This window comes from Streptomyces sp. SAS_270, from assembly GCF_052543295.1.
In genome coordinates this window covers 21,573-41,021 of the sequence record NZ_JBMNDS010000035.1, presented here as the reverse complement: position 1 = coordinate 41,021, position 19,449 = coordinate 21,573, and the positions used below count along the sequence as shown (strand labels likewise).

Here is a 19,449-nt window from a genome sequence, read left to right as displayed (position 1 = left end):
AGACCGGGCGGCCTCACTTCGACGGGTCGATGCTGCTGCCCACGCCTCCCGTGTCCGAGCCGGCGTCGCCGACCGGCCGGATCCCCTCGGTGATCCTGTCCATGTCGGCGACCGGCGGCCCGTCCTCGCCCGCGTCGAAGGCGAAGCGGACTATGACGAGCGACTCGGTGCCGGTGCTCGCCGGGAACGCCAGCGACTCGACGTAACCCCCGGGCCCCGCACCGGTCCTGACCCGCCAGCGCACGAAGTACCCGGCGCGCCCGGCGACCGCGACGGAGCCCGCCTTCACCTGCTGGTGGGAGTCCATGCCGTCGTAGGGGCGGCCGCCGATGGTGTCGCGGTCGTACGCGTCCTTCGCGGCGTCCTCGATGTCCTTCTCGGCGAGAACGCGGGGAGACTTCTCGTCGGTCGACGTGGCCGTGCGCGAGATGACCCTGCCGTGCCAGCACAGGCCGGATCCGCCCGGGCAGTCGTACGAGTCCGGGGTGGTCAGCACGACGTCGTCCTCGGCGACGTACTTGGGCTTGGCCCAGCCGTCGATCAACGGGAGTGTGATGCCGTTGAGTTGGTCCACGACGACGGTGGGGTCCTCGTCCGCCGACGGGGACGCCTCGGTCACGGACTCCGTGGGCGCCGGGGAGGACGCCGCCGACGTGTCCGGTGTGGTCTTCGCCTGTGCGTCACCGCCGCCGTCCCTGCCGAGGACGACGGCGCCCGTGACGATGGAGGCGACCAGGACGGCACCCGCGGCAGTAAGGGCCACGGCCTTGGCGCGGCCGCCGCCACCGTCGCCGGCGGGCCCCGGTTGCATCGGAGGCGGTGGGGGCACATCGGCGGCGGCCTCGGGCTGGCGCCGGTGATCGGTCCACGCGGTCCCGTCCCACCAGCGCTCGACGAGGGGGTACGACGGGTCGCGGTACCAGCCGGGCGGAGGTGTCATGCTCATCCCGGCACTCTAGGACGTGCCCCGAAGGTCGGTACACGGTGTCCTGGTGGTCGGGCACGACCGGGCGGTGGCGCGGCCGCCCGGAAGGTGGCCGCGACCATGGTCCACGAGAACGTGTCGGCGCTACATCGGTGTGACGTACGCGCCCGAGATGCCGCCGTCCACCAGGAAGTCGGTGGCGTTGACGAACGAGGAGTCGTCGCTGGCGAGGAACGCGACCGCGGCGGCGATCTCGTCGGCCTCCGCGAACCGGCCGACCGGGATGTGCACGAGCCGGCGCGCGGCCCGCTCCGGGTCCTTGGCGAACAGTTCCTGCAGGAGCGGGGTGTTGACCGGCCCCGGGCACAGGGCGTTGACCCGGATGCCCTCGCGGGCGAACTGGACGCCCAGCTCGCGGGACATCGCCAGCACTCCGCCCTTGGAGGCCGTGTAGGAGATCTGCGAGGTCGCCGCGCCCATCCGGGCCACGAACGACGCCGTGTTGATGATCGAGCCCTTGCCCTGCCGCCGCATATAGGGGATGGCGGCCTTGCAGCACAGGAAGACGGAGGTGAGGTTGACCTCCTGGACGCGCTTCCAGGCGTCCAGACCGGTCTCCAGGATGGAGTCGTCGTCGGGCGGCGAGATACCCGCGTTGTTGAAGGCGATGTCGACCGAGCCGTAGGTGTCGTAGGCGGTCTTGAAGAGCGCCTCGACCTGCTCGGGGTCGGTGACGTCGACCTTCACGAAGATCCCGCCGGTCTCCTCGGCGGCCGCCTTGCCGCGGGTCTCGTCGACGTCGCCGCAGACGACGTGGGCGCCCTCGGAGGCGAGCCGGCGCGCGGTGGCGAGGCCGATGCCGCTGCCGGCGCCGGTGATGACGGCGGTGCGGCCGACGAGGCGGCGGCAGATGGTCTCTGAGGTCTGTGAGGTCACAGTGCGGGGCCCTCCGTGCTGATGAAGACGTTCTTGGTTTCGGTGAAGGCGGCGAGGGCGTCGGGGCCGAGTTCACGGCCGAGGCCCGACTGCTTGAAGCCGCCGAAGGGGGTCCAGTAGCGGACGCTGGAGTGGGAGTTGACCGACAGGTTGCCCGCGCGGACGGCGCCCGAGACGCGAAGGGCGCGGCCGACGTCGCGGGTCCAGATGGAACCGGAGAGGCCGTACTCGGTGGCGTTGGCGAGCCGGATCGCATCGGCCTCGTCCTCGAAGGGGAGGACGACGGCGACCGGCCCGAAGACCTCCTCGACGGCCACGCGCGCGTGGGGCTCGATTCCGGTCAGGACGGTGGGCGGGAACCAGAAGCCGGGGCCTTCGGGGGCCTTGCCGCGGATGGCGGGGAGGTCGTCGGGGACGTAGGAGCGGACCCGCTCCAGTTGCGGGCGGGAGATCAGCGGGCCCATCGCGGTCCGCTCGTCGGCCGGGTCGCCCACGACGACGGACTCGACGGCCGGGGCGAGGAGTTCGAGGAAGCGGTCGTACACCGGGCGCTGGACGAGGATGCGGGTGCGGGCGCAGCAGTCCTGGCCCGAGTTGTCGAGGAAGGACATCGGCGCGGCCGCGGCGGCTGCCTCGATGTCGGCGTCGGCGAAGACGATGTTGGGGCTCTTGCCGCCGAGTTCGAGGGTGACGGGCTTGAGGAGCGCCGACCCCTTTGCCAACACCTGTTTGCCCACGGCCGTTGATCCGGTGAAGACGATCTTCGCGACGCCAGGGTGCTCGACCAGCGCGTTGCCCGCGACGGGCCCGGCGCCCGGCAGCACCTGGAAGAGGTGCTCGGGAAGCCCCGCCTCCAGGGCGAGTTCGGCGAGCCGCAGTGCCGTCAGCGGTGTCGTCTCGGCGGGCTTGAGGATCACCGCGTTGCCCGCCGCGAGCGCCGGGGCGGTGCCCCAGGCGGCGATCGGCATCGGGAAGTTCCAGGGCGCGATGACGCCGACGACGCCCAGCGGTTCGAGGATCGTCACGTCGAGACCGCCGGGGACCGGGATCTGGCGGCCGGTCAGCCGCTCCACTCCCCCGGCCGCGTAGTCGAGGAGGTCGCGGACGTTGCCCGCCTCCCAGCGGGCGTTGCCGATGACATGACCGGCCTCGCGGACCTCCAGCCCGGCGAGTTCCTCCAGGTGCTCGTCGACGACGACGGCGAAGCGGCGCAGCAGCCGGGCGCGGTCGCCCGGCGCCAGCGCGGCCCATCCGGCCTGCGCCTTCGCGGCCCGTACGACGGCGGCGTCGACGTCCTCGGGGGTCGCGGCCGGGACGGTGGCGACGACCTCCTCGGTCGCCGGGTTGAGAACCTGGAGCTCGTGCTCGTACGACAAGAAAGGACCTTTCACAGGCGTGCGGATCACAGGCGTTCGAAGGAGCGGCGCAGCTCCCAGTCGGTCACCGCGGCGTCGAACGCGCCGAGTTCGACGCGCGCCATGTTGAGGTAGTGCGCGACCACCTCGTCACCGAACGCGGCCTTGGCGATGGGGCTGTTCTCCCAGAGCTCGGCGGCCTCGCGCAGAGTGGTGGGCACGTGCGCGTACTCGCCGGTGTACGCGTTCCCTGCGCAGGCCTCGGGAAGCTCCAGCTTCTGCTCGATGCCGTACAGACCGGCCGCGACGAGCCCCGCGACGGCGAGGTGCGGGTTGACGTCGCCGCCCGGCAGCCGGTTCTCGAACCGCATCGAGCGCCCATGGCCCACCACCCGCAGCGCGCAGGTGCGGTTGTCGTATCCCCAGGCGACGGCGGTCGGGGCGAAGGAGCCCGGCTGGAAGCGCTTGTAGGAGTTGATGTTGGGCGCGTAGAGGAGCGAGAAGTCGCGGAGGGCGGCGAGCTGTCCGGCGAGGAAGTGCCGCATGACGTCCGACATGCCGCCGGGCCCGTCACCGGCCATGACGTTGGTGCCGTTCCCGTCCGCGAGGGAGAGGTGGATGTGGCAGGAGTTGCCCTCGCGCTCGTTGTACTTCGCCATGAAGGTGAGCGAGACGCCCTCCTGCGAGGCGATCTCCTTGGCGCCGGTCTTGTAGACGGCGTGCTGGTCGCAGGTGCGCAGCGCCTCGGTGTACTTGAAGGCGATCTCGTGCTGGCCGGGGTTGCACTCGCCCTTGGCGGACTCGACGACCAGGCCCGCGGCCTCCATCTCGTTCCTGATCCGGCGCAGCAGCGGCTCGATCCGGCCCGTGCCGAGCACCGAGTAGTCGATGTTGTACTGGTTGGCCGGGGTGAGCCCCTGGTAGCCGGCGTCCCAGGCCTGCTCATAGGTGTCCTTGAAGACGATGAACTCGAGCTCGGTGCCGACCTGTGCGGTGAAGCCGTGCTCGGCGAGGCGGTCGAGCTGGCGGCGCAGGATCTGCCGGGGCGCGGCCACCACGGGCGATCCGTCGTTCCACGCGAGGTCGGCGATGAGCAGGGCCGTACCCTCGTTCCAGGGCACCCGGCGGAGTGTGCTCAGATCGGGGCGCATGGCGAAGTCGCCGTAGCCCCGTTCCCACGAGGACATCGCATAGCCGTCGACGGTGTTCATGTCCGTGTCGACGGCGAGGAGGTAGTTGCATCCCTCCGTGCCGTGCTCCAGGACGTCTTCGAGGAAGAATCGGGCGGCGAACCGCTTGCCCTGGAGTCGCCCCTGCATGTCGGGGAACGCCAGGACGACCGTGTCGATCTCGCCGCCCGCGACGAGGGCGTGCAGCTCCTCGACGGTGAGCGGGGGTGTGCGGTCTGCCACGGGAAGGGCCTCCTTCGGTCAGCCGGAAGCTATAAGGTATGTCTGCGAACCATTGCTTGGGAAGGGGGCACGGCGAGATGTCGCTGACGGATCCAGAGGGGTCGCACGACGAGCTGACTCCGGTCCTGCGGCCGGTGCGGGCGGGCAACGGCTTCGAGGAGGCGCTGGAGCAGATCCTCCAGGTGGTCCGGCTCGGCCTGGTCGCCGGCGGCGAACGACTGCCCGCCGAGCGGGAGCTGGCGGAGCGGCTCGGCATCAGCCGGGTCACGCTGCGCGAGGTGCTGAAGGTGCTCCAGGACCAGGGCCTGGTCGAGTCGCGGCGCGGCCGGTACGGCGGAACGTTCGTACGGGTGCGGACCGACGCCCCCGGCGAGGACGAGCTGCGCCGCCGTGTCACCGCCGTCGACATCGAGGACGTACTGCGCTTCCGCGAGGTGCTGGAGGTGGGCGCGGCCGGCCTGTGCGCCACCCACGGGCTCACCGACGACCAGGCCGACCGGCTGCGCGAGGCGCTCGCCCGCACCCACGACGCACCGCTCGCCGACTACCGCCGCCTGGACACGATGCTCCACCTCACCCTCGCGGAACTGTGCGGGTCCCCCTCCGTCACGGCCCAGTACGCGGCCGTACGCGCCACGGTCAACGACCTCCTCGACTGCATCCCCCTGCTGGTGCGCAACCTTGAGCACTCGCAGCGCCAGCACATCGCCCTCGTCGAGGCGGTGCTGGACGGGGACGCCGACGGCGCACGCGAGATGATGCGCGAGCACTGCGCGGGAACGGCGGCCCTGCTGCGCGGATTCCTGGCATAGCCCTGCGAGGGCTCACCCCAAAGGTTTTAATGTGACCCATTAAATGGGACCATGCGGATACGACCCAGGGGATACGAGGAGGCCAGCGTGGGCAGACCGCTGATCGGCGTGAGTACGTATCTGGAGTCCGGGGCTCGCTGGGGTGTGTGGGAGCTGGAGGCCGCGCTGCTGCCGGCCGGCTATCCGCGGCTCGTCCAGCGGGCGGGCGGCCTGGCCGCGATGCTCCCACCCGACGATCCGTCGCAGGCCGCCTCTACGGTGGCCCGGCTCGACGGGCTGGTGATCGCGGGCGGCCCCGATGTCGACCCGGCCCGCTACGACGCCGAGCGCTCCCCGCGCACCGGGCCGCCCGCCCTCGCCCGTGACGCCTGGGAACTCGCCCTCATCGAGGCGGCGTTGGCCTCCGCGACCCCGCTCCTCGGCATCTGCCGCGGCATGCAGCTGCTGAACGTGGCGCTCGGCGGCACGCTGGTCCAGCACATCGACGGTCATGTGAAGGACATCGGTGTCTTCGGCCACCACGACGTGACGCCCGTCCCCGGAACGCGCTACGCCGACGCCGTACCCGAGCCCACCTCCGTCCCCACCTACCACCACCAGGCGGCGGAGCGTCTCGGCGCGGGCCTGCTGCCCTCGGCGCACGCGGCGGACGGAACGGTGGAGGCGATCGAACTCCCCGGCTCCGCCTGGGTGCTGGGCGTCCAGTGGCACCCGGAGATGGGCGAGGACCTCCGGGTCATGCAGGCGTTGGTCCGAGCCGCCGCCCCAGCCTCGTCCTGAGCCACTCCAGGGCGGCGTCGCCCTGGGCGCGCTGGAAGGGGCGCAGGGTCGGCAGCCCCGGCGGCGCGGGCTGCCGGGACTGCCTGACGAAGTACCCGGCGAGGGCCGCCAATGTGGCTGTCACACCCTCAGGGTCGGCGTCCCGCCCCAACGGGTGGGCGGCGAACACCTCTTCGAGATCCGGGCCGCCCTGCGCGCGCACGCAGGGGAGCATCACCAGCAGGTCGAACCAGGGCGCGGCCCGCACGGCATGCGGCCAGTCGACGAACACTACACGGCCGTCCCCGGTGAGCAGCAGGTTGTCCGCCCGCAGGTCGGCGTGGGCGAGGGTGTCGCCGCTCGCGAAGTCCGCCCAGGGGGCGGCCAGTTCGGCCAGCTCATGGAGATGATCGGCGACCCGGGGATCAAGGTCCTCCCCGCCACCGCCCGCCTCGGCGAGCCGCCGCCAGCCGGCGAAGTCGTCCGCGAGGGCTTCCGCGACGGGCGGGGCGGCCACCGGGGACGGGGTGAGCGCGCGTCCGAGTCCCTCCACCGAGTCGAGCACGCGCCCCAACTCGTCCGTCTTCCACGGGACATGGGGCTGCCGTCCGTCGACGTCCTCGAAGACGAGGGCGACCCAGGTGCCGTCGTCGTACGAGCCGAGGAGACGGGGGGCGGGGACGGCTGCCGGCAGCGCGGCGGCGATCTCGGCCTCCGCGCGGTGTATCGCCGGACTCACGGGGTTCGCCTCGGCGCTCACCGCCTTCACGAAGGCCCGGCCGCCGGTCGTCGTCCGCACCCTTGCCGCGACGCCGGGCGAGAACCCGCCCACCTGCGTCGCCGCCTCCGCGACCGGCGCGCCGAGCACCTCCTCGACGGCGCCGCGCACCGGTTCGGGGAGGGCTTCCCACGGCGTACGGACGCCGGTGGCCGGCGGGGCTGATGCGCTCATGTCCCGCATCCTGCGGGTCGAACGCGGTCCACCGCCACCGGGTTTCCTGCCCGCGGCAGTGGTCTCCGGCCACCGGGGGTGGGTGGGCAAACCCCTCTCACCCCTCGTTTGAACGCTCACCCGGTGTGGGTGCCGGCCGGGGGTGGGTCACGCAGCCCGGCGTTCACGGGGTGCCGCTGCGCGCACCCGTGCCGCACGGATGGACGCCGCTACCCCCGGGTCAGGCTCAACAAGTCGCGCGCCGGTCCCGTAGGCCGGTGCCCCGTTGGCCAGACGGCGCGGAGGGCCCGGCGGAGGTGGGTGCCGGAGAGGGGGATGTTGACCAGGCGGTGGGCGGAGAGTTCCTCTCCGAGAGCCAGCTCGCTCAGGACGGCAGGACCCGCGCCACTGGCCGCAGAGGCCTTGACCGCCGTAGTCGACGAAAGCTCGATGAGCGGCCGTGCCAGACCCCCCAAGGCCGCCTCCAGCACCTGACGCGTACCCGACCCCTCCTCCCGCAGAATCAACGGCGTCGCCGCCAACTCCGCCGCGGCCAACGGCTTGCGGCGCCGCGCCCAGGGATGCCCCGGCGCCGTCACCACGATCAGCCGGTCGTGCGCGACGACCGCGGAGTCCAGCCCCGCCGGCACCGACAGCCCCTCCACGAATCCGAGATCCGCCTCACCGGCGAGCAGCCGCTCGGCGACGGCGGCGGAGTTGCCCGCAAGGAGCGACACCGCCGTGTCGGGCCGCTGCGCACGCAGCGCGATCAGCCAGCCCGGCAGCAGGTACTCCGCGATCGTCATGCTCGCAGCGACCCGCAGCCGCGAGTCCCGCCGGTCCCGCAGCGCCTGCGCCCCCACGTCGAACGCCTCGGCCGCCTCCACGACCCGCCGCGCCCAGTCCGTGACCAGAACCCCCGCGTCCGTGAGCCGAGAGCCGCGCGGAGAACGGTCGACGAGGGCGACGCCGAGCTGCCGTTCCATCGAGCGGATCCGGCTGCTGGCCGCCGGCTGGGTGATACCCGTCTCCCGGGCCGCCCGCCCCAGGCTCCCCAGCCGTGCCACCGCGAGCAACAGCTCCAGCGCACCCAGATCCGGCACCCGGTGCGCGAGCCCGCCCGCCTCCTCGGCCCTGCTACTCACGAACAGCTCCCCGTCCCTGCTCAGCCCAGCGATCAGCCCAGCCCATAAACCCAGCTTATGCCCCCATAGCGCCGCGCTCCCTGGTGGGCAGCCCGCCCCGCCGGGACGGTGGATACATGGTCACCGCAGCCCAGCCCCTCCCCCTCCCCGCAACCCGCCCGCACCCCCGGCAGCCCCGACACCCCCGCGCCACCGCCGTCCGGCACCTCGGCCCGAACTGGTACGCCCCGGTGATGGGCACCGCGATCGTGGCCACGGCGGGAGCGGGTCTCGCCGGCGGCGTCCCCGGCGGCCTCCCCGGCGGTGTCCCGGGCCTGCGGACGACCTGCACCACCGTCTGGGCCCTGTCCCTGGCCATGCTCCTCGCCGTCCTCATCGCCCGGACCCTGCACTGGATCCACCACCGCGACCAGGTCCGCGCCCACCTCCTCGACCCGTCGATGGCACCCTTCTACGGCTGCCTCTCCATGGCCCTGCTGGCAGTCGGCGGCGGCGCGATGACCCTGGGCCGGGACTGGATCGGCGTCCCGGCCGCGGTCACCCTCGACACCGTGCTGTTCGGCACCGGGACGGCCATCGGGCTGGTCGCCGCGGTGGCCGTGCCGTACCTGATGGTCGTCCGGCACCGGATCGAGCCCGGCCGGGCGACCCCGGTCTGGCTGCTGCCGCTCGTCGCCCCGATGGTCTCCGCCGCCCTGGGCCCCCTGCTCGTACCGCACCTCCCGGCCGGACAGCCGCGGGAGACCCTGCTGCTCGCCTGTCTCGCGATGTTCGGCATGAGCATCGTCGCGGTCCTCGTGGTGCTCCCGATGATCGTCGCCCGGCTCGTCACCGAGGGCCCGCTCCCGCTGGCACTCACCCCGGCGCTGTTCCTGGTCCTCGGCCCGCTCGGCCAGTCCACCACGGCGGCCGGCATGTTCGCGGACGTCGCCCCCGGCGTCGTACCGGCCCCGTACGCCCGGGGATTGGGCGTCCTGGCCGTCCTGTACGGCGTCCCCGTCATGGGGTTCGCCCTGCTCTGGCTGGCGCTGGCCGTCGCGATGACGCTGCGGGCGCGCCGCCGGGGCATGGGTTTCGCGATGACCTGGTGGGCGTTCACCTTCCCGGTGGGGACCTGCGTGAGCGGCGCCGCCGGGCTGGCCCGGCACACGGGAGTCGCGGCCTTCGGCGGCCTCGCGGTCGCGCTGTACGTACTACTGCTGGCCGCCTGGTCGGTGGCGGCCGTCCGCACGGCCCGCGGTCTGGTCAGCGGCGAGCTGCTCGCAGCGCCGCGCCGATGACCCGCGGGGCGTCCCCCAACGAGGGCCCGTACCAGGTGAGACGGCGTCCGTCGACGAGCGCGCAGGGCACGTTCTCGAACGCCTCGGGCCCGTCGTCGGCGGTGAAACGGTAGGGCTCGTCGGGCAGCACGACGAGGTCCGGGGCCGCGGCCCGCAGCTCCTCGACCGGAATCCTCGGATAGCGGTCGGCGTGCCGCGCGTACACGTTGTCCACGCCCAGCCGGGCCAGCACGTCACCGGCGAAGGTGTCCCGGCCGAGGACCATCCAGGGCCGCCGCCAGATCGGCACGACGGCGCTCCTGCGGAGCTCGGGGACCGGCAGCCGCGCCCACGCCTGCTCCGCCTCGTCCAGCCACCGCGGCCGGGCGCCGGCCCCGCAGGCGCGCAGCACCCGCGCCAGCTCCCGGAAGGCCTCCGGCACGTCGCGCACCTCGGTGACGAGCACCTCGATCCCGGCCGCACGCAGAGCCGCGAGGTCGGGCTCGCGGTTCTCCTCCTCGTTGGCGACGACCAGGTCGGGGGCGAGCCGCACGATCCGGTCGACGTCGGGGTTCTTGGTGCCGCCGATCCGTACGACGTCGAGGTCCACCGGATGGCTGCACCAGTCGGTCGCGCCGACCAGGGCGCCCGGCAGCGTCACGGCCACGGCCTCCGTCAGCGAGGGCACGAGCGAGACGATCCGCGGACCGGTACCGGGCAAGGGTCAGCGCCTGCCGAAGGCGTGCTGGTCCTCGACGGCGTCGATGTGGTCGGCGACCTCCACCACGACCACGCGGGTGTCCGGCACGGTCGCCCGCCAGCGGTGGCGCACTCCGCCGGTCAGGTACATCGTGTCGCCGCGCCCCAGCCGATGGGCGCGGCCCTCCGCCTCGACCTCCACGGCACCGTCGGCGACGTACATCAACTTGTCGTTGCGGTGCTGGAGTTCGCGGCTCTCTTCGTGGTCGCCGGTGAACTCCGTGGCGTGCAGCTGATGGTGACCGCGCACCAGAGGGCGCACCCTGGCGTCGGAAGCGGTGTGCGGCATGCACTCGGTGGCGTCGGCGCGGACGACGTCGACGCTGCACGCGGGGTCGGCGGCGGCGAGCAGTTCGACGGCGGTGGTGCCGAGCGCGTCCGCGACCCTCTCCAGGGAGCGCCGGCTGGGCCGAGCGCGTTCGTTCTCGACCTGGCTCAGGAAGGGGACCGACAGGCCGCTGCGTTCGGCCACGACGGCGAGGGTGAGCTCCAGTGCCCGGCGCCGCCGCCGGACGGCCGCGCCGACCCGAAGGGGCTGTTCTTTGTGGTCGCCCATCGCTCCGGCTCCCTCCTCTGTGTCGTCGGTCCACTGCCACGGCTCGCGTCCACCGGTACCTCGAACGAGCACCCCGGTGAGTACTTCGGACGAGTACTCCTGATGAGTTCTCTGCACCCTACGCATGTTCGGCAAACCGTTTCATGCACCCGTCACATCGCCGTCATATCGAAGGAGTGCGAGGGTCACCATTCTCGCCAGTGGAGGAGTTGGCCGGATCGTGCCGTGGGGCAGGGCGACGCAGCGAGGGGTGGGATACGCCGCCACGCGTATCCCACCCCTCGAACGACCGCTGTCGTACTACCGCGGAGTCATCCGGTCTGCTGCGGAGTCATCCGCTCCACCATCTCCGGGTGCTCCTTCAGCCACGCTGCCACGGATTCCTCCTCGTGGCCCTGGCCGCCCTGCTTGATCTCGCTCTCCAGGCTGCCGAGTTCGGCCTCGCTCATTCTGAAGTTCTTGATCCACTTCGTGAGCTGCGGGTACCGCCCGGGGAACGCCTTGTTGGAGATGGTGCGGATGGTGTTGCCCTCGCCGAACAGCTTCTTGTCGTCCGCGAGCTTGGTCAGCTTGTACTCGCTGTAGGCCCAGTGCGGGGACCACAGGACGACGGCGACCGGCTTCTTCTTGGCGTACGCGCGCTTCAGCTCGGCCAGCATCGCGGGCGTTGAACCGTCAACGACCTTGTACTCCTTGTCGAGGCCGTAGCCGGACAGCACCTTCTTCTTGAGGAGGTTCATCTCGCCGGTGCCCGGCTCGATGCCGATGATCCGCCCGTCGAAGGTGTCCGCCTTGCCCTTGAGGTCCTCGAGGGACTTGACGTCCTTGACGTACGACGGAACCGCGATCTCCAGCGAGGTTGGCCGGTACCAGGTGCCCAGGTCTCTCAGGTCGTTCTTGTTCTTGTCCCAGTAGTTCTGCTGGGCGTACGGCAGCCAGGCGTCGAAGTTGAGATCGAGGTCGCCGCTCGCGAGGCCGGTGTAGACCGGGCCGACGTCCATCTGCTTCAGGTTCAGCGTGTAGCCGCGCCGGGCAAGGACGTTCTTCCACAGGTAGGTGACGGCGACGTCCTCGTCCCAGGGGAACCAGGCGACGTCCAGCGGGCGCTTCGCCTCGGCGGCAGCGCCGGCGCTCTTGACCGGGGCCAGCTTGTCGAGGAGGCCAGGGTTCTTCTTCAGCCAGGTGCGCACGGCGTCCTGCTGCTTGCCCTTGCCCGCCTTGTTGATCTCCGCCTCGAGGCCGGTGAGCTGCGGCTCGGTCATCCTGAAGTTCTTGAGCCAGCCGCCGACGACCGGATTGTCCTGGGCGAAGCCCTTGCGGGAGAGGGTGTGCACGCCGTCGCCCTTGCCCCAGGCGCCCTTCGGGTCCTTGAGCTTCTTCAGCTTGTAGTCGCTGTACGCCCAGTGCGGCGACCAGAGCGTGACGACGAGGGGCTGCTTCTTGGCGTACGCGCGCTTCAGCTCGGCCAGCATCGCGGGCGTGGAGCTGTCGACGACCTTGTACTCCTTGTCGAGGCCGTACTCCTTGAGGACCTTGCTCTTGAGCATGGCCATCATTCCGGCGCTGGACTCGATGCCGGTGACCTTCCCGCCGAACTTCGACGCCTGGCCCTTGAGGTCCTCCAGGGAGTCGATGCCCTTCATGTACGCGGGCACCGTCAGTTCCAGGGACGTCGGGGCGAACCAGGAGCCCAGGTCGTCGAGCTGATCGCCGTACTTCTTCCAGTACTGCGCGTGGGTGGTCGGCAGCCAGGAGTCCGTCTGGAAGTCGATGTCGCCCGAGGCGAGCGAGGTGTACAGCGGGCCCGCCTCGAACTGCTTGGTGTCGACCTCGAAGCCGCGCTCCTGAAGGATCTCCTTCCACAGGAAGGTGGAGGCGATGCCCTCGTCCCACGGGATGTAGCCGATGGTGACCTTCTTGCCCTGGCCGACGTTCTCGGCGTCGGTGGCGGTGGCCGTGGAGGTCGTACCTCCGAAGACGCCCATGCCGCCGGCGACCAGGGCGAGGACGACCACGCCGACCACGGCCACGGCGGGCCGGGGGCGGTAGGACCAGATCTTCAGGCCCTGCGCGGCACGGAGTTTGGCGAGGGAGCGGCGGCCGAGCGGGGAGACCTGGGTGCCCAGGGCGCTGGTCATGCGGTCCAGGTAGATCGCCAGGATGACGATGGCGACGCCGGCCTCCGAGCCGAGGCCGACGTTGACCTGGCCGATGGCCTCGTTGACGGCGCCGCCCAGGCCGTCGGTGCCGACCATGCCCGCGATGGCGGCCATGGACAGGCTCAGCATGATGACCTGGTTGACGCCCGCCATGACGGTGGGCAGGGCCAGCGGCAGCTGGATGCGCAGCAGCGTGTCGCGGGGCGTGGTGCCGAACGCGTCGGCGGCCTCCACGAGTTCCTTGTCGACCTGCCGGATGCCCAGCTCGGTCATGCGGACGCCGGGGGCGATCGCGAAGATCAGGGTGGCGACGATGCCCGCGGGGGCGCCGGTGCCGAAGAACAGGATCGCCGGGATGAGGTAGATCATCGCGGGCAGCGTCTGCATGAAGTCCAGGACCGGGCGGACGATGCCGCTGACCCGGTCGGAACGCGCCGCCCAGATGCCCACGGGCACCGAGACGACGAGCGCGATGAGCGTCGCCACGAGGACGAGCGACAGGGTCATCATCGCGTCCTCCCACAGGTCGAGGGAGTCGATGAAGGCGAATCCGACGAAGGTGAGGACGCCGGCGGAGGTGCCGCGCAGCCAGAACGCGATGACGGCGAAGATGCCCGCCAGGAGAAGGGGTTCAGGGGCCTGGAGGACGGCCTCGATGCCGTCGTAGGTGCCCTGGAAGACGGTCTTGACGAAGTCGAAGAGCCACGACATGTGGGCGAGCAGCCAGTCGACCGCGTCGTTGACCCAGTCGCCGAAGGAGATCCTAGGCATCGGCCTTCACCACCTTGACGGACTTGCCGCGCGGGTTGTCGCAGGGTGCGGGCTCGCCCTGCTGGTCGCCGAGGAAGCCGACCAGTCGCTGCCGGGGCACCCGGCCGACCAGCTTGCGTTGTGCGTCGAGCACGGCGACCGGGTGCGTCACCCGGGCACTGATCGCGCACAGCTCCACGAAGGAGGTCTCGGGCGTCGCGGTCTCGCAGGCGCACGACACCTCGTCGCCCTGGACGGCGGTGTCCATCACGGCCTCCGCGGTCAGTACGCGGGAGCGGTCGACGTCCTGGGTGAAGGAGGCGACGTAGTCGTTCGCGGGGCGCACGAGGATGTCCTCGGCGGTGCCGGTCTGGACGATGCGGCCGTCGCGCATGACGGCGATCCGGTCGCCCAGGCGCATGGCCTCGTTGAGGTCGTGGGTGATGAAGACGATGGTCTTCTTGAGCTTGCGCTGCAGTTCGATCAGCTGGTCCTGCATGTCGCGGCGGATCAGCGGGTCGAGCGCGCTGAACGACTCGTCCATCAGCAGCAGTTCGGCGTCGGTGGCGAGCGCGCGGGCGAGACCGACGCGCTGCTGCATGCCGCCGGACAGCTCGTCGGGCCAGGACTTCTCCCAGCCGGCGAGCCCGGCGAGTTCGAGGGCGTGGGCGGCCCGCTCGTTGCGCTCGGCGCGGGGCACGCCCTGCACGCACAGGCCGTAGGCGGCGTTCTCCAGGACGCTGCGGTGCGGGAAGAGCGCGAAGTGCTGGAAGACCATGCTGATCTTCTTCGAGCGGACCTCGCGCAGCGCGCGGGCGCTGAGCCCGGTCAGGTCCTGGCCGTCGAAGCGAACGTGCCCGTCGGTGGGCTCCAGCAGTCCGTTGAGCATGCGCAGCAGCGTGGACTTGCCGGATCCGGACAGACCCATGACCACGAAGATCTGGCCGGGTTCGACCGTGAAGGACGCGTCGATCACCGCTGCGGTGGTGCCGTCGGCGCGCAGCTCCTCGCGGTCCGCTCCGGCCCTGAGCCGGCGCACCGCCTCGTCCGCCCGTCTTCCGAACACCTTGTACAGATGCTCTGCCTCAAGCCTGGATGACACGTCTACCTCTCGTCCGGACGGTTGAAAGCGCAACCGTCGTCGCTCAGGAGGCGGCACCTGCCCCCGCTTACCCGAAGCAAACGCGGAAGTGGCCCAGGTCACTGCCGGGTCTCGAGCCGCCTGGGGTGTCGGGGCGCGGCCGGTTCCGGGTCGCTGTCGGTGGCGTACGGCATGATGCGAAGGGTGACCAGACGCCTGATGCTGCTCGACACCGCCTCTCTGTACTTCCGTGCCTACTTCGGGGTTCCCGAATCGGTGAAGGCCCCGGACGGCACGCCCGTGAACGCCGTGCGCGGGCTGCTCGAATTCATCGACCGGCTGGTCAAGGACCACCGTCCGGACGACCTGGTGGCCTGCATGGACGCGGACTGGCGCCCCCAGTGGCGCGTCGACCTGATCCCCTCCTACAAGGCGCACCGGGTGGCCGAGGAGCGCGACCTCGGTCCGGACGAGGAGGAGGTGCCGGACACCCTGTCGCCGCAGGTGCCGGTGATCGAGGCGGTCCTCGACGCGCTCGGCATCGCGCGCGTGGGCGTGCCGCGGTACGAGGCGGACGACGTGATCGGCACCTTCGCGGGGCGCGCCACCGGCCCGGTCGACATCGTCACCGGCGACCGCGACCTCTACCAACTCGTGGACGACAAGCGGGAGATCCGCGTCCTGTATCCCCTCAAGGGCGTGGGCACCCTGCAGCTCACCGACGAGGCGTGGCTGCGCGAGAAGTACGGGGTGGACGGACCGGGTTACGCGGATCTGGCACTGCTGCGCGGCGACCCGAGCGACGGTCTGCCGGGCGTGCCCGGCATCGGCGAGAAGACGGCGGCCAAGCTGCTCGCCGAGTTCGGCGACGTGGCGGGCATCATGGCGGCGCTCGAGGACCCGAAGGCGAAGCTGACACCGTCGCAGCGCAAGCGGCTCGACGAGTCGCGGCCCTACGTCGCGGTGGCGCCCACGGTCGTCCGGGTCGCCGGTGACGTTCCGCTGCCGGATGTCGACACCGCGCTGCCGCACACGCCCCGCGATCCGGCCTCTCTGGATGAACTCGCGGCCCGCTGGGGCCTGGGCGGATCATTGCAGAGGTTGCTTTCGACTCTTCAGGTGTGAGGTGTTAACTGAGGGAAGGTGTTAACTTAGGTAAGCCTAAGCAAGTGAACTGGGAGGCCGTCATGGCAGAGCGTCCGGCACGCAGGACTCCGAAGCCGCACTCCGCGCGCGTCGTTCGCACCGAACGGCTCACGCCCCACATGCAGCGCGTGGTGCTGGGCGGCGACGGCCTTGCCGAGTTCACGGTGGGCACCTGCACCGACCACTACGTGAAACTCCTCTTCGGTCCCGAGGGCGTCGACTATCCCGAGCCCTTCGACATGCAGCGCATGCGCGAGGAGTTCCCGCGCGAGCAGTGGCCGGTGACCCGGACCTACACCGTGCGCGCCTGGAACCCCGAACTGCGTGAGCTGACGCTCGACTTCGTGGTACACGGCGACGAGGGTCTCGCCGGTCCGTGGGCGGTGCGCGTCCAACCGGGCGAGACCGTACGGTTCATGGGCCCGGGCGGCGCCTACGCGCCGGACGCGGCCGCCGACTGGCATCTGTTCGCCGGTGACGAGAGCGCGCTGCCCGCGATCGCCACCGCGCTGGAGTCCCTGCCTGACGGCGCCGTGGTCCGTGCCTTCATCGAGGTCTCCGGCCCCGAGGAGGAGCAGAAGATCGACTCCGACGCGGAGGTCGTCTGGCTGCATCGCGGGGAGCGCCCTCTCGGCCGGGCGCTCGTCGAGGCCGTCCGCGCGCTGGAGTTCCCTCAGGGCCGCGTGCACGCGTTCGTGCACGGCGAGGCGGCCTTCGTGAAGGAGCTGCGCAAACTGCTGCGGGTCGAGCGCGCGATCCCGCGTGAGGACCTCTCGATCTCCGGCTACTGGCGCCTGGGCCACAACGAGGACGGCTGGCAGGCGTCGAAGCGGGAGTGGAACGCGCAGGTGGAGGCGGAGCAGGAGAAGGCCTCACCGACCGCCTGAGCCGAGCTCGGCAGGCTCTGCCGGCGCGGACCGCGATCGAGGAGGCTTCCGAGGCGGTCGCGGCCTCGTACGCTTGATCGTGATGAGACGAAAGCCCCGGATTCCGCCCTCGCCCCTGCCGCAGCGCCGCGGGGTGGATCCTGTGCGCATCAAACTGCCGCAGGGCGAAGCGTGGGCCACCGTGCGGGAGCATCTGGTGGACCGGCTCGCTGGGGCGGGCCCCGGGGTCGTCGACGGGATGCTCGACGCGGGAGAGTTCGTCGGGGCCGACGGACAGGCGGTGACCGCCGACACGGCGTACGTACCGGGCATGCTCGTGTGGTTCCACCGGGAGCTGCCCGACGAGGAGCGCGTGCCCTTCGCCATCGACGTCGTGTACCGCGACGAGCACATCGTGGTCGCCGACAAGCCGCACTTCCTCGCCACCACCCCGCGCGGCAGCCATGTCGCCGAGACCGCCCTCGCCCGGCTGCGGCGGGAGCTGGACCTCCCGGCGCTCGGGGCCGCGCACCGGCTCGACCGGCTCACGGCCGGGCTGGTGCTGTTCACCGTACGACCGCAGGAGCGGGGCGCGTACCAGTCGCTCTTCCGCGACAAGCTGGTGCGCAAGGAGTACGAGGCGGTGGCCCCGTACGACGCGGGGCTGGTGCTGCCGCGCACGGTGCGCAGCCGGATCCTCAAGGAGCGCGGGGTGATGGCCGCCCAGGAGGTCGAGGGCGAGCCGAACGCCGTGAGCACGGTCGAGCTGCTGGAGCGGCGGGCCCGGCGCGGGCTCTACCGGTTGACGCCCGGCACCGGCCAGACCCATCAACTGCGCGTGCACATGAGCGCGTTGGGCGTGCCCCTGCTCGGCGATCCGCTCTACCCGGTGGTGACCGGCCCCGTGCCGGCCGGTGACTTCCGGCGCCCCCTCCAACTGCTGGCGCGGGGGCTGGAGTTCACCGATCCGGTCACGGGGCGGGAGCACCGGTTCCGCAGTGCGCGGGTGCTCGCGGCCTGGTCGTCGTACGAGGAGTGGGCCGAGTAGTCACCCGCCAGGCCCACTCCGCGCAGGGCCCGGCAGGCTCAGTAGCCCCGCCACCAGCGCAGGAAGCGCTGCCAGGCGCCCAGTCGGTGCGCGGGCTCCGGGGCCGGCATGTGCCGGTCCGCCGCCGCGGGTTGCGGCGCGGGAGCCGTGGGCTGCGGCTGCGGGGTCGAGACGTGCCAGTCCGTGCGCTGCTGGGGCATCGGGCGCATGCCGGGCTGCTGCATGACGTCCTGCGGCTGGTTCGGCGCGAACCGGACCGGCAGCTCCACCAGGTGGCGTGAGGACATCGATGCCCGCCAGCGCAACTCGTCCTCCTTGCAGGCGAGTTGGACGTCGGGAAGCCGCATCAGCAGGGCGTCCACGCCGACGTCGGCGATGGCGCGGCCGATGTCCTGACCGGGGCACTCGTGCGGGCCGCCGCCGAACGCGAGGTGCGAGCGGTTGCCCTGCATGTCGGCCTTGAGGTCGGGACGCACCCGCGGGTCGACGTTGCCCGGCGCGATGCCGAAGAGCAGCCCGTCGCCCTTGCGGATGCGCCGGCCGCCCAACTCCGTGTCCTGCTTGGCGAAGTAGCCGAGGACCGCGCTGAAGGGCGGCTCGTCCCACAGGGACTGCTCGACCGCCTCGGGCACCGTCATCTGGCCGCCGCTGAGCTGGGCCCGGAAGCGCGGGTCGGTGAGGACCATGCGCAGGACGTTGGCGATCAGGTTGGCGGTGGCCTCGTACGCGGCGAGCAGCACGAGCCACAGGTGCTGGGTGACCTCCTGGTCGGTCAGACCCGCCGGGTGGGTGATGAGCTGACTGGTGAAGTCCTCCTCGGGATGGGCCCGGCGGCGGGCAGTGAGCTGGGTGAGGACGCCGTTGACGTACTCGTTGCTGGCGATCGCGGTCTCGGTGCCCTTGAGCAGGTCGCGGGTGGCCTGCACCATGCGGTCGTTGTACTCCTCGGGCATACCGAGGATCTCGCACAGCACGGCCATCGGGAGGTGCTCGGCGAACTGGCCGACCAGGTCGGCGCGGCCCTCCTCGCAGAAGCGGTTGACGAGCCGCTGCGTGGCGCGGTTGATGTGGCGGCGCACTCCGCGGTGGTCGATGGTCGACATGGCGCCGGTGACGGCGCCGCGCAGCCGCAGGTGCTCGTCGCCCTCGGCGTAGGAGCAGATGGGCTGCCAGGCGATGTGCGGGGCCAGCGGGTGGTCGGGGCCCGCCGAACCGTCCTGCACGGCGGTCCACAGCCGGCTGTCGCGCGCGTACTGCGAGGGGGTGGACACCAGGTGCAGGTTCTCCGCGTGGCCGAGCACCACCCAGATGGGCACGTCGTTGTGGAGCAGCACGGGGGCCACGTTCCCGTGTTCGGCGCGGAGTTTCTCGTACAGCGCTCCCAGGTCGTCCGCCTCAGGGCCGTAGAGCCGGTGCAGCCCGCCGGGTCCGAGGTCGTGGGCGGGGCAGCCGGGCGGCGGGCCGAGCACGGAGTCGTCGGTCCCGGCCGGGAAAGAGGGTTCAGGCGTCACGGTGATCGCTCCGAAAACTGATCTGGATCCGGTGTCTTG

The 19,449-nt window shown here is 71.5% G+C and carries 17 protein-coding genes; 6 read left to right on the top strand and 11 right to left on the bottom strand.

Annotation, left to right across the window (positions count from 1 at the left end; all coding sequences use genetic code 11):
• Nucleotides 1–13: 13 nt before the first annotated feature.
• The 4 genes from ACN6LB_RS23100 to ACN6LB_RS23085 all read right to left on the bottom strand — a co-directional run bounded on the left by ACN6LB_RS23100 (nucleotide 14) and on the right by ACN6LB_RS23085 (nucleotide 4,628).
• Nucleotides 14–946, bottom strand: a complete 933-nt coding sequence (locus tag ACN6LB_RS23100; RefSeq protein ID WP_356134817.1) for a DUF2510 domain-containing protein — start codon at nucleotides 944–946, stop codon at nucleotides 14–16.
• Nucleotides 947–1,069: 123 nt separating this feature from the next.
• Nucleotides 1,070–1,861, bottom strand: coding sequence for a 3-oxoacyl-ACP reductase (locus ACN6LB_RS23095; RefSeq protein ID WP_356134819.1), 792 nt, complete (start codon nucleotides 1,859–1,861; stop codon nucleotides 1,070–1,072).
• Nucleotides 1,858–3,237: an aldehyde dehydrogenase family protein gene (locus tag ACN6LB_RS23090; RefSeq protein ID WP_445027585.1), complete on the bottom strand. Its 1,380-nt coding sequence runs from the start codon at nucleotides 3,235–3,237 to the stop codon at nucleotides 1,858–1,860. The genes ACN6LB_RS23095 and ACN6LB_RS23090 overlap by 4 nt, the downstream gene beginning before the upstream one ends.
• A 26-nt stretch (nucleotides 3,238–3,263) precedes the next feature.
• Nucleotides 3,264–4,628, bottom strand: coding sequence for a glutamine synthetase family protein (locus ACN6LB_RS23085; protein ID WP_445027584.1), 1,365 nt, complete (start codon nucleotides 4,626–4,628; stop codon nucleotides 3,264–3,266).
• 77 nt (nucleotides 4,629–4,705) lie between these two features.
• On the opposite strand from ACN6LB_RS23085, the gene ACN6LB_RS23080 reads away from it, so the two are divergent.
• The gene (locus ACN6LB_RS23080; RefSeq protein ID WP_356134825.1) at nucleotides 4,706–5,440 is read left to right on the top strand and encodes a FadR/GntR family transcriptional regulator; all 735 of its coding nucleotides are present in this window, start codon (nucleotides 4,706–4,708) and stop codon (nucleotides 5,438–5,440) included.
• Between the two features lie 51 nt (nucleotides 5,441–5,491).
• The gene (locus ACN6LB_RS23075; protein ID WP_445027583.1) at nucleotides 5,492–6,220 is read left to right on the top strand and encodes a gamma-glutamyl-gamma-aminobutyrate hydrolase family protein; all 729 of its coding nucleotides are present in this window, start codon (nucleotides 5,492–5,494) and stop codon (nucleotides 6,218–6,220) included.
• Here the strand turns inward: ACN6LB_RS23075 and ACN6LB_RS23070 are convergent.
• Complete coding sequence (locus tag ACN6LB_RS23070) at nucleotides 6,177–7,151, bottom strand: aminoglycoside phosphotransferase family protein (RefSeq protein WP_445027582.1); 975 nt, start codon at nucleotides 7,149–7,151, stop codon at nucleotides 6,177–6,179. The genes ACN6LB_RS23075 and ACN6LB_RS23070 overlap by 44 nt on opposite strands.
• A gap of 209 nt (nucleotides 7,152–7,360) precedes the next feature.
• Nucleotides 7,361–8,275, bottom strand: coding sequence for a LysR substrate-binding domain-containing protein (locus tag ACN6LB_RS23065; RefSeq protein ID WP_445027581.1), 915 nt, complete (start codon nucleotides 8,273–8,275; stop codon nucleotides 7,361–7,363).
• Nucleotides 8,276–8,391: 116 nt separating this feature from the next.
• On the opposite strand from ACN6LB_RS23065, the gene ACN6LB_RS23060 reads away from it, so the two are divergent.
• Entirely contained in the window at nucleotides 8,392–9,555 is a 1,164-nt protein-coding gene (locus ACN6LB_RS23060) for a TDT family transporter (protein ID WP_445027580.1), read from the top strand.
• Here ACN6LB_RS23060 and ACN6LB_RS23055 read toward each other — a convergent pair.
• The 4 genes from ACN6LB_RS23055 to ACN6LB_RS23040 form a co-directional block, all read right to left on the bottom strand.
• Nucleotides 9,521–10,255: a helical backbone metal receptor gene (locus tag ACN6LB_RS23055; RefSeq protein WP_445027579.1), complete on the bottom strand. Its 735-nt coding sequence runs from the start codon at nucleotides 10,253–10,255 to the stop codon at nucleotides 9,521–9,523. The genes ACN6LB_RS23060 and ACN6LB_RS23055 overlap by 35 nt on opposite strands.
• A 3-nt stretch (nucleotides 10,256–10,258) precedes the next feature.
• Nucleotides 10,259–10,849 carry a helix-turn-helix domain-containing protein gene (locus tag ACN6LB_RS23050; protein ID WP_356134845.1) on the bottom strand — a complete coding sequence of 197 codons (591 nt, stop codon included), beginning with the start codon at nucleotides 10,847–10,849 and terminating at the stop codon, nucleotides 10,259–10,261.
• A 311-nt stretch (nucleotides 10,850–11,160) separates the two neighbouring features.
• Nucleotides 11,161–13,779 carry an ABC transporter permease/substrate binding protein gene (locus ACN6LB_RS23045; protein WP_445027578.1) on the bottom strand — a complete coding sequence of 873 codons (2,619 nt, stop codon included), beginning with the start codon at nucleotides 13,777–13,779 and terminating at the stop codon, nucleotides 11,161–11,163.
• Nucleotides 13,772–14,860, bottom strand: a complete 1,089-nt coding sequence (locus ACN6LB_RS23040) for a quaternary amine ABC transporter ATP-binding protein (RefSeq protein WP_445027577.1) — start codon at nucleotides 14,858–14,860, stop codon at nucleotides 13,772–13,774. Before ACN6LB_RS23040 ends, ACN6LB_RS23045 begins: the two co-directional genes overlap by 8 nt.
• A gap of 174 nt (nucleotides 14,861–15,034) precedes the next feature.
• On the opposite strand from ACN6LB_RS23040, the gene ACN6LB_RS23035 reads away from it, so the two are divergent.
• From ACN6LB_RS23035 to ACN6LB_RS23025, 3 genes are all read left to right on the top strand, one after another.
• On the top strand, nucleotides 15,035–15,964 hold the full coding sequence (locus ACN6LB_RS23035) for a 5'-3' exonuclease (RefSeq protein ID WP_445027613.1): 930 nt from the start codon (nucleotides 15,035–15,037) through the stop codon (nucleotides 15,962–15,964).
• Nucleotides 15,965–16,026: 62 nt separating this feature from the next.
• Nucleotides 16,027–16,872 (top strand): siderophore-interacting protein, encoded by an 846-nt coding sequence (locus tag ACN6LB_RS23030; RefSeq protein WP_445027576.1) that lies wholly within the window; start codon nucleotides 16,027–16,029, stop codon nucleotides 16,870–16,872.
• Between the two features lie 82 nt (nucleotides 16,873–16,954).
• Nucleotides 16,955–17,899 (top strand): RluA family pseudouridine synthase, encoded by a 945-nt coding sequence (locus tag ACN6LB_RS23025; RefSeq protein ID WP_356139321.1) that lies wholly within the window; start codon nucleotides 16,955–16,957, stop codon nucleotides 17,897–17,899.
• 38 nt (nucleotides 17,900–17,937) lie between these two features.
• Here ACN6LB_RS23025 and ACN6LB_RS23020 read toward each other — a convergent pair whose 3' ends face one another.
• Nucleotides 17,938–19,410 carry a cytochrome P450 gene (locus ACN6LB_RS23020; RefSeq protein WP_445027575.1) on the bottom strand — a complete coding sequence of 491 codons (1,473 nt, stop codon included), beginning with the start codon at nucleotides 19,408–19,410 and terminating at the stop codon, nucleotides 17,938–17,940.
• Nucleotides 19,411–19,449 lie beyond the last annotated feature (39 nt).

Coding starts and splice junctions, on each gene's coding strand:
- ACN6LB_RS23100 (WP_356134817.1), bottom strand. CDS start 946: ATGAGCATGACACCTCCGCCCGGCTGGTACCGCGACCCGTCGTACCCC.
- ACN6LB_RS23080 (WP_356134825.1), top strand. CDS start 4,706: ATGTCGCTGACGGATCCAGAGGGGTCGCACGACGAGCTGACTCCGGTC.
- ACN6LB_RS23075 (WP_445027583.1), top strand. CDS start 5,492: ATGCGGATACGACCCAGGGGATACGAGGAGGCCAGCGTGGGCAGACCG.
- ACN6LB_RS23070 (WP_445027582.1), bottom strand. CDS start 7,151: ATGAGCGCATCAGCCCCGCCGGCCACCGGCGTCCGTACGCCGTGGGAA.
- ACN6LB_RS23060 (WP_445027580.1), top strand. CDS start 8,392: ATGGTCACCGCAGCCCAGCCCCTCCCCCTCCCCGCAACCCGCCCGCAC.
- ACN6LB_RS23050 (WP_356134845.1), bottom strand. CDS start 10,849: ATGGGCGACCACAAAGAACAGCCCCTTCGGGTCGGCGCGGCCGTCCGG.
- ACN6LB_RS23045 (WP_445027578.1), bottom strand. CDS start 13,779: ATGCCTAGGATCTCCTTCGGCGACTGGGTCAACGACGCGGTCGACTGG.
- ACN6LB_RS23035 (WP_445027613.1), top strand. CDS start 15,035: ATGCGAAGGGTGACCAGACGCCTGATGCTGCTCGACACCGCCTCTCTG.
- ACN6LB_RS23030 (WP_445027576.1), top strand. CDS start 16,027: ATGGCAGAGCGTCCGGCACGCAGGACTCCGAAGCCGCACTCCGCGCGC.
- ACN6LB_RS23025 (WP_356139321.1), top strand. CDS start 16,955: ATGAGACGAAAGCCCCGGATTCCGCCCTCGCCCCTGCCGCAGCGCCGC.